The sequence below is a fragment of the Myroides profundi genome (genome assembly GCF_000833025.1).
Taxonomy (GTDB): Bacteria; Bacteroidota; Bacteroidia; order Flavobacteriales; family Flavobacteriaceae; genus Flavobacterium; species Flavobacterium profundi_A.
This window is the reverse complement of sequence record NZ_CP010817.1, coordinates 3,696,000-3,707,909: the sequence shown is the minus strand read 5'-3', so window position 1 is coordinate 3,707,909 and position 11,910 is coordinate 3,696,000. Positions and strand designations below refer to the sequence as shown.

General features: G+C 34.9%; 11 protein-coding genes. 9 read left to right on the top strand and 2 right to left on the bottom strand.

The window, feature by feature from the left end; genetic code table 11:
* Window positions 1-11: 11 nt before the first annotated feature.
* Together MPR_RS16415 and MPR_RS16410 are read left to right on the top strand one after the other, a co-directional pair.
* On the top strand, window positions 12-1,535 hold the full coding sequence (locus MPR_RS16415; RefSeq protein WP_041894436.1) for a RagB/SusD family nutrient uptake outer membrane protein: 1,524 nt from the start codon (window positions 12-14) through the stop codon (window positions 1,533-1,535).
* Between the two features lie 203 nt (window positions 1,536-1,738).
* Window positions 1,739-2,395, top strand: coding sequence for a response regulator transcription factor (locus MPR_RS16410; protein WP_041894433.1), 657 nt, complete (start codon window positions 1,739-1,741; stop codon window positions 2,393-2,395).
* A 42-nt stretch (window positions 2,396-2,437) separates the two neighbouring features.
* On the opposite strand, the gene yihA is transcribed toward MPR_RS16410, so the two are convergent.
* Together yihA and MPR_RS16400 are read right to left on the bottom strand one after the other, a co-directional pair.
* Window positions 2,438-3,058 (bottom strand): ribosome biogenesis GTP-binding protein YihA/YsxC, encoded by a 621-nt coding sequence (gene yihA / locus MPR_RS16405; RefSeq protein WP_006264622.1) that lies wholly within the window; start codon window positions 3,056-3,058, stop codon window positions 2,438-2,440.
* 1 nt (window position 3,059) lies between these two features.
* Complete coding sequence (locus MPR_RS16400; protein WP_006262250.1) at window positions 3,060-3,827, bottom strand: alpha/beta fold hydrolase; 768 nt, start codon at window positions 3,825-3,827, stop codon at window positions 3,060-3,062.
* 354 nt (window positions 3,828-4,181) lie between these two features.
* On the opposite strand from MPR_RS16400, the gene mraZ reads away from it, so the two are divergent.
* Genes mraZ through murD form a run of 7 tightly spaced genes read left to right on the top strand, consistent with a single transcriptional unit; the run spans window position 4,182 to window position 11,909 of the window.
* Window positions 4,182-4,637 (top strand): division/cell wall cluster transcriptional repressor MraZ, encoded by a 456-nt coding sequence (gene mraZ / locus MPR_RS16395; RefSeq protein ID WP_041894429.1) that lies wholly within the window; start codon window positions 4,182-4,184, stop codon window positions 4,635-4,637.
* A complete protein-coding gene (gene rsmH, locus MPR_RS16390) occupies window positions 4,630-5,541 on the top strand; it encodes a 16S rRNA (cytosine(1402)-N(4))-methyltransferase RsmH (RefSeq protein ID WP_041894426.1) in 912 nt (303 codons plus the stop codon). The genes mraZ and rsmH overlap by 8 nt, the downstream gene beginning before the upstream one ends.
* Window positions 5,538-5,897: an FtsL-like putative cell division protein gene (locus MPR_RS16385; RefSeq protein ID WP_041894423.1), complete on the top strand. Its 360-nt coding sequence runs from the start codon at window positions 5,538-5,540 to the stop codon at window positions 5,895-5,897. Before rsmH ends, MPR_RS16385 begins: the two co-directional genes overlap by 4 nt.
* On the top strand, window positions 5,888-7,891 hold the full coding sequence (locus tag MPR_RS16380; protein WP_041894419.1) for a penicillin-binding protein: 2,004 nt from the start codon (window positions 5,888-5,890) through the stop codon (window positions 7,889-7,891). Before MPR_RS16385 ends, MPR_RS16380 begins: the two co-directional genes overlap by 10 nt.
* Window positions 7,888-9,345, top strand: a complete 1,458-nt coding sequence (locus tag MPR_RS16375) for a UDP-N-acetylmuramoyl-L-alanyl-D-glutamate--2,6-diaminopimelate ligase (protein ID WP_041894414.1) — start codon at window positions 7,888-7,890, stop codon at window positions 9,343-9,345. The genes MPR_RS16380 and MPR_RS16375 overlap by 4 nt, the downstream gene beginning before the upstream one ends.
* Before the next feature lie 19 nt (window positions 9,346-9,364).
* Window positions 9,365-10,576 carry a phospho-N-acetylmuramoyl-pentapeptide-transferase gene (gene mraY, locus MPR_RS16370; protein ID WP_041894411.1) on the top strand — a complete coding sequence of 404 codons (1,212 nt, stop codon included), beginning with the start codon at window positions 9,365-9,367 and terminating at the stop codon, window positions 10,574-10,576.
* Window position 10,577: 1 nt separating this feature from the next.
* Window positions 10,578-11,909: a UDP-N-acetylmuramoyl-L-alanine--D-glutamate ligase gene (murD, locus tag MPR_RS16365; protein WP_041894409.1), complete on the top strand. Its 1,332-nt coding sequence runs from the start codon at window positions 10,578-10,580 to the stop codon at window positions 11,907-11,909.
* The last annotated feature ends 1 nt before the right edge of the window (window position 11,910 follow it).

Sequence of the window (11,910 nt, the reverse complement as noted above, 5' to 3'; positions counted from 1 at the left end):
GAATTAGAGTTATGAGAAATAAATTTATAAAATATATAATAGGTACATTTTTAATTTCAAGTACTTTGGTTTCTTGTGATTTAGATACAACACCATCAACTGCAGTTGAAGATCAAACTGTATTTAAAACTACCGAAGGTAATGAAAAAGTGCTTATTGGAGCGTGGGGGTATTTAATGGAGACATTTTATACTTATGCTAATCCTGGTTATAGTTCTTTTTTAAGAACTAATGATGCCATGGGGAATGATGTAGTTCTGAATGGTAAGTATGGTTTTGCAAGTCATTATGCTTTTAATGCCTTGTATTCTAGAGGAGGTACTAATACTCATAGTTGGGATTTGACTTATAAGACAATTAATAATGCAAATCATGTTATCACTAAGGTATATGGTTCTGAAGGGACTGTGAGTGACAAACAACGAGTAAGAGGTCAAGCGTTAGCATTAAGAGGATTTATGTATCTGCATTTAGCATCTAGTTATGCTTTAGCAATAGATGTAGACCCAAATGCAAAAACGGCACCTATTTATTTAGAACCTACTACTAAGGAAACTGAGGGGCGTCCAGCAGCTACAGTTTCAGAATTATATAAACAAGCGATCAATGACTTGGAAGAAGCATTGTCATTGATTCCTCAGAGTTATAGAAGAAATGCGAAATACAAATTTGACAAACAAGTTGTTTTAGGGTTGTTATCAAGAGCTAATCTTTATTCTCGTAATTGGGAGAAAGCTAAGAAGTATTCTGACGAGCTATTAAGTATGAATAGTTATTTAATGACACAGGAGGAGTATAAGTCAGGATTTAATGATGTTAATAATAATGAGTGGATATGGGGGCAACCTCAGACAGCAGAGCAAAGCAATGCTTCTTATTCATTTAACTATTTAGACGTTACTTCTACAGATAGTTATTATTTTAGTTTTAATGCAGATCCATATTTCAGAGATTTATTTGATGAAGGCGATTATAGAAAAAGCATGATTTATTGGGCTCCAGATCCGTCTAATAAAAAACCTAATCAAGGTGATTTAGCTTATATGCGTTATACTAAGTTTAAATTTAGAGAACCACAGGTAGCGGATATCGTGTTAATGCGTACTTCTGAGATATACTTAATAAATGCAGAAGCTAAAGCTCAATTAGGAGATGCTGATGCTATTAATAAATTGAATGCATTAAAACAGGCTAGAGGGGCTAAAGAAGTGTCAGGATTATCAGGGCAGTCATTGTTAGATGCTATTTGGATTGAGAGAAGAAAAGAGCTGTTTGGTGAAGGATTTAGTTTAGTTGATATTGTAAGAAATCAGCAAAAAGTAGTTAGAAAAGATTTTCCTCAGAATCTAGTTCCTTATACTTATGAAGTGATGGGAAGTGGTGGGGTTATTTCTAAAGTGAATGTTGGTTTGTTACCTCAAGGACATCATATTCTTAACTTTCCTGATAAAACAGACTTTGTTAAGAATAGTAAATATTATCTATACCGCATTCCAGAAGTAGAGGAGATCGAAAATGGAAACCTTTATAAATAAGGAAAAAGATAAAAAAATTAGTTAGCGTTTATTCATATAAAAGGTTGCTCTTAATATTATAATTAAGAGTAACCTTTTTTGTTATAAGGCTATTTAGCGTTGTATTAATACTAGAAAAAGTTATGTATTTTTGTACTAGAATATTAATAAGATACTCTATTCTAGTACTAGAGGAGTGGAGGAGTTAACTTAAGGAGATAAGGATGTTAAATATAGGGATAGTAGAGAGTCAAGAAATAACGCGTTATGCTTTGCAAGGGCTTATTAGAGAGGTTTGCTCAGGCGAGGTAAGTATTGTTGTGCTTGATGATTTGACGGGCTTAAAAAGCTATCTTTTGAAGAATCCTGGCGCAGTCATCATTGTAGATCCTTTTAGTAGATGTCTAGAGAAGCAAACGGAGTTGTTATTACTGTTGCGAGAGCAAAGTGAGAAGTCACAATGGTTGTTGTTCTTTAGTGAGTTAAATGAGCAATGGTTAAAACAGTTTTTGTCTAATCGTATCTCTGCCTTTAATATTGTCTTCCAAAATGATAAACTAGAACATATCAAGGAAGGTATCTATAAGACTATTTCTAAGGAGACCTATCTCGCACCTTGGATAATGAAGAAGCTAGAAGAACATCAGGATAGTATTCTAAAAGTGGAACAGGTGCTTACTAATGCTGAGCGTGAGATACTAAAAGAAATAGCTTCTGGAAAAATGACTAAGGAGATAGCTGCAGATCGCAATATTAGTGCTCATACTGTGATAACACATCGTAAGAATATATTTAAGAAACTAGGTGTTAGCAATGTATATGATGCAACGCGATATGCTATTAGAGCAGGTATTATTACTGTAAATGAGTATTATATCTAATGATAGAAATAAAAAAAAACTGCTATTAAGCAGTTTTTTGTTTTATATAAAGTTTTGATTTTTAAACATCTCAACGTTTATTTCTTCGATATAGTTTAAGACTTCGTCTCTACCAGTTTTGTCTTCTGATGAGGTAACAAAGCATGGTGGCATTTCTTCCCAGTTATCAGCTAACATTTTCTTTCTGTAGTCAGCGATAAGGCTAGCTACTTTTTGTTTACCTACTTTATCAGCTTTAGTAAAGATGATAGAGAAAGGAACTTCTGTCTCTCCTAGATACTGCATGAATTCTAAGTCAATCTTCTGAGCTTCATGTCTTATATCTACTAATACAAAGGCACTTACTAATTGTTGTCTATTCTCGAAGTAATCTGTGATAAACTTCTGGAATACAGCTTTAGTCTTTTTAGATACTTTTGCGTACCCATAACCTGGTAAGTCTACTAAATACCAATTAGAATTAATTTTAAAGTGGTTGATTAGTTGTGTCTTTCCTGGTCTAGAAGAGGTTTTGGCTAAGTATTTTTGATTAGTAAGCATATTGATCAGAGAAGACTTACCTACATTAGATCTACCGATGAATGCATATTCAGGGATAGGTTCATTAGGACACTTCTTAGCGTCAGAGTTACTAACAACAAATTCAGCTGTATTTATTTTCATTTTATTTGATATTTCTTTTGATAAACCACGCGTTTAGTAATTCGTTGAATTGATCTGGGTGTTCCATCATAGCAGCATGTCCACACTCATCGATCCAATATAGGTCAGAGTCAGGTAGTAGTTCATTGAACTCTACAGCTACTTCAGGAGGAGTTACTTTATCATTCTTTCCCCAGATTAAACACGTAGGTACTTTTATTTTAGGTAAATCTTTAGACATATTGTGTCGTATCGCACTTTTGGCGATAGTAATAGTCTTGATTACTTTCATTCGATCATTAACTGTAGCAAAGACTTCGTCTACGATTTCTTTAGTAGCTATTTCTGGATGATAAAATACATCTTCAGCTTTCTTCTTGATGTATTCATAGTCCCCACGTTTAGGGTAGCTGTCTCCCATAGCACTTTCGTATAAGCCAGAGCTTCCTGTTAATATCATCGCTTGAAGATATTCAGGATACATTTTTGAAAAGTACAAAGCGATATGTCCTCCTAGAGAATTCCCTAGCAAGATCACTTTTTTATAACCTCTTCTATCTATAAAATCTTTTACAAATTTTGCGAAAGCCTTTACATTCGTTTTTAAAATGCTGTTCGTGTAAAGTGGAAGTTCTGGAAGAACTACTTTGTAACCTTCATTTGGGAAAAAATTTGTAACACCATCAAAATTGCTCAGACCTCCCATTAATCCGTGTAAGATAACAATTGGTGTACCTTCGCCAATTTCTATAAAACGGAATTTACCATCTTCTTTTAAAGTTCGCTCCATGTAGTTTCTAAATGCGATTTTTAAATTCCCACAAATATACGTTTTTAAATATGAGAAAAATTCTAAAAGGAGTAATAATTTATTGTAAAAGTGTGAATTTGTCCATTTCAGCGCTTCTGGCCTTGTCGTAAATGCTAATTTATGGGTGTTGATAAAAGCGTTTTTATGGTCAAAAGCTAGGGTTCGAATTGTGATTTGTATTTTAAAATTAAGGACTATTAGTCAGCTGATTACCCTATTTACTTGAATTATTTAGTTTAACACTCAAAACTTATCAACAAAGTGGGAAAAAGTGGTAAATTGTGGTAAAAAATTGACTACATTTGCTAAGATTATATTTATAGGTGTACATAGATGGCAATAATCGGAACATATGAATGCAAAATAGACGCTAAAGGAAGGGTGCTTGTACCTGCTTCTCTAAAGAAGCAGTTGCCTGGTATTGGCGATGGTTTTGTATTAAAACGTTCTGTTTTTGAGAGCTGTTTAGAGTTATGGCCGATGGCGGAATGGGATAGAATGATGAGTAAAATAGGAAAGTTGAATCCTTTTGATAAAAAGAATGATGCTTTTATTCGTCGTTTTATGGCTGGTGTGAAGAATGTTGAAATAGATGATGCAGGACGTCTTTTGATAGCGAAAGACTTGATAGATTTTGCACAAATAAGCAAGGATCTTGTTTTTTCGTCTAAGGTGAATATAATGGAAATTTGGGATAAGAAATTGTACGAGGCAACGCTAGAGGTGGATGATTTTGATTTCGGAGAGTTGGCTCAGGATGTAATGAGTAATATAAGTTTTGATGAGTAAAGAAGAATACGGTTATCACAGACCTGTTTTGTTGACAGAGAGTATTGATGGATTAATTACTGATCCGAATGGTGTCTATGTAGATGTGACATTCGGAGGAGGAGGACACTCTAGAGAGATACTTAACCGTCTAGGAAGTGAAGGGAAGTTGTTTGCATTTGATCAAGATGAGGATGCATTAGCAAATGCGTTAGATGACCCAAGGTTTACTTTGATCAATCAAAATTTTAGATATCTAAAACGTTATTTGCGTTTTCATGGAGTGAAAGAAGTAGATGGGGTGTTAGGAGATTTAGGAGTGTCATCACATCAGTTCGATGTGCCAGAGAGAGGATTCTCGACAAGATTCGATGGTGAGCTAGATATGAGAATGAATCAGTCAGGAGATATTTCTGCTTTTAACGTGGTGAATGAATATGAAGAAGCGGATCTTAGAAATATGTTTTATATGTATGGGGAATTAAAAAATGCTGGAGCTATTGCGAATACAATCGTAAAGGCGAGAGTAGACAACCCTATCAGGAATACAGATGAATTAAAAGAGGTATTGGCTAGATTCTTGCCTGCTCATAAGAGTGCTAGGATTTTGGCTCAGATATATCAAGCGATTCGAATAGAAGTGAATCAGGAAATGGATGTGTTAAAAGAAATGTTGGTACAAAGCCAAGAGGTCTTGAAGCCGAAAGGGAGATTAAGTATTATCTCTTACCATTCATTAGAAGATCGTTTAGTGAAACGATTTATGAAAAACGGAATGTTCGAAGGAGAACCTGAAAAAGACTTCTTCGGAAGATTTGAAGTTCCGATGAAACAGTTAGGGAAGTTGATCTTGCCAACTGATGAAGAAATTGCAATAAATAATAGAGCTCGCTCTGCGAAATTGAGAATTGCCGAGAAAAAATGAAAAATAAAGTAAGTAGCCCAGGAGATATTATCAAAGCTAAGATTCTCGTTAATGAGAATTCGGCTAAGACTTGGGCATTTATTATTTATGTAATCATTTTAAGTTTATTGTTGATTGGTAATACTCAGTCGTATGAGGCGAAAGTATTTAAAATAGCAAAACTAACTCATGAAGTGAAGATGTTGCGTGCAGAGTTTGTTGATACACGATCAGAGTTAATGGAGTTAAAGATGGAGTCCACTATCACTAAGAATTTAGAAGAAGATGGAATATTTCCTTCAGAGACACCGGCGACAAAGATCAAAGTAACAAGAGAAGTAGAAAAAGAAAGTTTTTGGGATAAGTTATGGCGCTAAATAATAAGAATATTTATGTGAATATATATCTTATCTCTGCTTTGGTTTTACTCTTTGCGGGAGGGATTATCTATAGATTAGTACAGATCCAGGGGATAGAAGGAAAGGAGCTAAGAGCTAAGGCTCAAGATAAAACTAGAGTAAAGATAGAAGAGATTCCTGCTAATAGAGGGAATGTGTATTCGTCAGATGGAAGTCTATTAGCGACTTCTGTACCGGTCTTTGAAATTCGTTTTGATGGTTTAGCACCTAGTGAGAAGGATTTTTACGAGAATGTGAAGCCGTTGTCTGATTCTTTAGGAGTGATGTTTCAGAAACCTTCTAGCTATTATGAAAATATGCTTAGAAAGGCTAGAAAGAATGGAAACAGATATGTATTCATAGCTAAAGATCTTAGTTATACACAATATGTAAGAGTTAAAAGCTTTCCTCTTTTAAAAAGAGGGCCTTATAAAGGAGGGCTTATTTCTCTGCAAAAAACAATTAGGCAACATCCTATAGGTAAGATTGCACAACGTACAATCGGGTATGAAAGAAAGAATGAGGATAATTCTTTCACTCGAGTAGGAATAGAAGGAGCATTTACATCCTATTTAAGTGGAGTAGATGGTCGTAGAAAGATGCAAAGTCTTGGTAAGGATCAATGGAAGCCTATTAATGATGAAAATGAGATAGAACCTATCGATGGACAAGATATCGTATCTACCATTGATGTTTATATACAAGATATCGCTCACCATGCACTACTAAAACAATTAGAGTATTATAGTGCAGATCATGGATGTGTGGTAGTGATGGAAGTTGGAACTGGTGCTATTAAAGCTATTTCTAATTTAGGACGATCTGAAAGTGGTAATTATTATGAAACAATTAATTATGCTGTAGGAGAGAAACACGAGCCTGGTTCTACGTTTAAACTAGCATCATTACTTGCTCTTTTAGAAAAAGGGAAAAGTGATACTGCTAGGATATATGATACGAATGATGGTGTGGTAAAGTTTTATAATGCAAGAGTGAGGGATTCTAAATGGGGAGGATATGGAAAGATTTCGCTAGCGAGAGGGATAGAGGTGTCATCAAACACTGTGATCACTCAAGCTGTGAACGAAGGATTTAAAGATAAGCCTAGTGAGTTCACTAATTATCTATCTACTCTAGGTATGGATAAGGCATTAGATATACCTATTAAAGGAGCAAGTGTACCTTATATACCAAAACCTGGTAAAAAAGGGTGGAGTGGATTAGCGTTGCCTTGGATGGCTTTTGGGTATGGGATTTCGATAACACCTTTACATACTTTGACATTGTATAATGCAGTGGCAAATAATGGGGTGATGGTAAAACCAATGTTTGTCTCAGAAGTAAAAGAGTTTAATAAAACAGTGGTGAAGTTTGAACCAGAGGTTTTAAACCCTCAGATTGCTTCTCCAGAAGTTATTAAACAGGTACAAGGAGTATTGACTAATGTAGTTATAAAAGGGACAGGTAGAAAAGTAGGTTCTCCTAATTTCTCAATGGCGGGTAAAACGGGAACTGCTCAGGTAAATTATGGGAAAGGAAAAGGAAAGGATATGTATTATTCTTCTTCTTTTGCGGGATACTTCCCAACGGAGAATCCGAAATATTCATGTATAGTGATTATACATAAACCAGATAGAACGAAGAGTTATTATGGGGCGGATGTGTCTGGGCCTGTATTTAAACGTATAGCACAGAAGATATATACGGATGTGCCTACAACAACAAGTTTGAGCAATATAGATGAAGTACCGTCTAATGTGAGAACAAGTTACCAAGATTATCATGAGAAAGTAATGGATAATCTTGAAGTTATGCCTGATGTGAGAGGAATGTATGCAATGGACGCAGTACCTCTATTAGAAAACTTAGGTTTAAAAGTAGAAATAAAAGGAATAGGAAAAATAAAGAAACAGTCTGTAATAGCTGGACAAAAAATAATTAAGAATCAAAAAGTAGTATTAGAACTATCGTGAAAAAGTTAAACGAATTATTATACAAAGCAAAAATGATATCTGTTACAGGAGGTGATTTAGAACTTACTGTGACCAAGATTGCATTTGATTCACGTGAAGTTTCAAAAGGGACTCTATTTGTAGCTATACCTGGTACTGTAGTAGATGGTCATGACTATATCTCACAAGCGATTAAAGATGGTGCTAGTGCTGTTATATGTGAGAGATTGCCAGAGGATATCCAGTCAGGAGTTACCTATATATTAGTGGAAGATAGTAATAAGGCACTAGCCATCGTTGCTAGTAATTTTTATGACAACCCTTCTTCTAAATTAAAATTAGTTGGAGTAACAGGTACAAATGGAAAAACAACTATAGCTACTCTTTTGTATACGTTGTTTAAAAACTTAGGATATGAGGTAGGTTTATTATCTACTGTAGTTATAAAAGTAGGAGATGTAGATTATAATGCTACGCACACTACACCTGATTCGCTTACGATCAATCATTATTTAAATGAGATGGTTGAAGCTGGATGTGAGTACTGTTTTATGGAAGTTAGTTCGCATGGTATTGTACAGATGCGTACACATAGTCTAGAGTTTGATGGAGGGATATTTACTAACCTAACACACGATCATCTAGATTATCACAAAACGTTCGCTGAATATAGAAATGCGAAAAAAGCTTTCTTTGATCAATTGCCTAAAGGTGCTTTTGCAATAACAAATGTAGATGATAAAAATGGGTTGATTATGACCCAAAATACAGGTGCAACTATCAAGACTTATGGTCTTAAGAATGTAGCTGATTATAAAGCTGAAGTATTAGAAAGTCAGTTCTCTGGGATGTTAATGAAAATTAATCAACGTGAGATTTGGGTTCAATTAATAGGCTTGTTTAATGCTTCTAATCTATTGGCTGTTTATGCAGCAGCTATCCAATTAGGAGTGCGTGAAGAGGATGCTTTATTAGAAGTAAGCAAGTTAACTAGTGTAGCAGGAAGATTCCAATACGTAGTATCTTCTAAAAAGGTAACTGCTATAGTAGATTACGCTCATACACCTGATGCATTAAAGAATGTAATAGAAACAATTAACTCTATTCGTACCTACAATGAGAAACTAATCACTGTAGTAGGATGTGGAGGTAATAGAGATAAAACGAAAAGACCAGAGATGGCACAGATAGCGTCAGAACTGAGTAATAAAGTAATATTCACTTCAGATAATCCACGCTTCGAAGACCCTGTTGTAATCTTAGAAGAAATGGAAAAAGGAGTGGAGCCTCAGAATACGATGAAGACTATAGTAGTGGAGGATCGTAAGCAAGCTATCAAATTAGCTTGTCAGCAGGCAGAAGCTGGTGATATTATTTTAATCGCTGGTAAGGGACATGAAACTTATCAGGAGATTAAAGGGGTAAGAAATCATTTTAATGATTTAGAGATTGTAACTGAATTTTTAGAACAATAGAATAAGGGAGATTTAAGGTATGTTATATTATTTATTTGAGTACTTAGATGATTATTTCAAAATTCCTGGGGCGGGGATGTTTCAATACATCACTTTCCGATCAGGTATGGCTATGATATTCTCATTGCTGATTTCGATCATCTACGGTAAGAGAATTATCAAATATTTACGAAAAATGCAGATTGGTGAGACTGTTCGTGAGCTTGGATTAGAAGGGCAGAAGGAAAAAGCAGGTACACCAACTATGGGAGGGCTAATTATTATTGTAGCTACTCTTATACCAGTTCTATTGTTTGCAAAACTTGACAATACTTACGTTCTATTACTTTTGTTAACGACAGTATGGATGGGGACTATCGGATTCTTAGATGATTATCTAAAGATGAAGAAAAAGGATAAAGAAGGACTGAAAGGACGATTCAAAGTAATAGGACAGGTAGGACTAGGATTAATCGTAGGAGCAGTACTTTATTTTAGCCCTACTGTAACGGTTAGAGAAATGCCTGCGAATAGAGCATTAGTTGAAGATGTAGCTAGTAGATATGATGTAAAGTCAACAGCAACGACTATTCCTTTTTTAAAAGACAATGAGTTTGACTATTCTATCTTAATCAGTTGGTTAGGAGAGGGTGCAGAGAAATATACTTGGTTAATCTTTATACCTGTTGTAATCTTTATTGTGACAGCTGTATCTAATGGAGCTAACCTAACAGATGGTATCGATGGACTGGCCGCCGGTACGTCAGCAATCTCAACATTTGTGTTGGGAATTTTTGCGTTTATTTCAGGGAACGTTGTGCTATCAGCTTATCTGAATGTAATGTATATACCTCATTCAGGTGAGATGACTATTTACATAGCCTCCTTTATGGGTGCATTGATAGGGTTCTTATGGTATAATACCTATCCTGCGCAGGTATTTATGGGAGATACAGGTAGTTTAACTATTGGTGGTATTATAGCAGTATTAGCTATAGCAGTAAGAAAAGAGTTAATCATTCCAGTATTATGTGGAATATTTTTAGCAGAGAACTTATCAGTAGTATTACAGGTAGGTTACTTTAAATATACTAAGAAGAGATATGGGGAAGGAAGAAGGATATTTTTAATGTCTCCACTTCACCACCATTTCCAAAAGAAAGGATATCATGAAAGTAAGATTGTAACTCGCTTTTGGATTATCGGAATATTGTTAGGAATATTCTGTATTGTTTCTTTAAAAATAAGATAGTATGAGAGTAGTTGTATTAGGAGCAGGAGAAAGTGGAGTTGGTACAGCTGTGCTAGCTATGACTAAAGGATATGATGTATTCGTTTCTGATTTTGGACAGATTGAAGATAAATATAAGTCTGTTCTGAATGAATTCAATATACGTTGGGAAGAGGGAAAACATACAGAGATAGAAATATTAAGTGGTGATATAATCGTGAAAAGCCCTGGGATACCAGATAAAGTAGCTATTATTCAAAAAGCATTAGCAGCAGATATCGATGTGATTTCGGAGATAGAGTTTGCTTATACTTTTAATACAGAACCATCTGTCGCTATTACAGGTAGTAATGGGAAAACAACAACGACTATGCTTACTTATCATTTATTGAGTAAGGGAGGATTGAACGTTGGTATTGGGGGAAATATAGGAGATAGCTATGCTAAACAGGTAGCTGTGAATCCTGAAAAGTGTTATGTGTTAGAATTGAGTAGTTTTCAATTAGATGGCATACGCAAGTTTAGACCTCATATTGCTGTTATTACTAATATTAGTCCAGATCACTTAGATAGATATGATTATAAATATGAAAATTATATCAATGCTAAGTTTAGAATTACATTGAATCAGACTAAAGAGGATTATCTAATCTATGATGATGATGATGTGGAGATTCAACGTTGGTTAACTAATAATAAAACTGCTGCTAAAAGAGTACCATTCTCTATTACTAAAAAGTTAGAGTACGGAGCTTATTTAGAAGGGCAAAATATTGTAGTGGCTATGGACAAGGAAACACTGATATTACCAATTAGCGAATTGGGTGTTGAAGGAAAGCACAATGTTAAGAATGCTATGGCAGCTACTGCTGTGGCACAATTAAAAAGAATAAGAAAGCAAAGTATTAGAGAGAGCTTGTCTGATTTTCAGGGCGCTGAGCATCGCTTAGAGAAGGTGATGAAAGTAGAGAATGTTCAGTATATAAACGATTCTAAAGCGACTAATATCAATGCTACTTTTTTTGCGTTAGAAAGCATGAAGACACCAACAGTTTGGATTGTTGGAGGTGTGGATAAAGGAAATGATTATGATGAGTTAATGCCTTTAGTTCGTGAGAAAGTAAAAAGTATTATCTGCTTAGGAGTAGATAATAGTAAGATAAAAGCGGCTTATGAACAGGTGGTAGATACACTAATCGAAGTTCAGAGTATGGCTGATGCTGTGAAGATGGCACAACGCTTGGCTGAGAGTGGAGATACAGTATTGTTATCACCAGCCTGTGCAAGTTTTGATTTGTTTAAAAATTATGAAGATAGAGGACATCAGTTTAAGGCAGAAGTAAATAATCTATAAA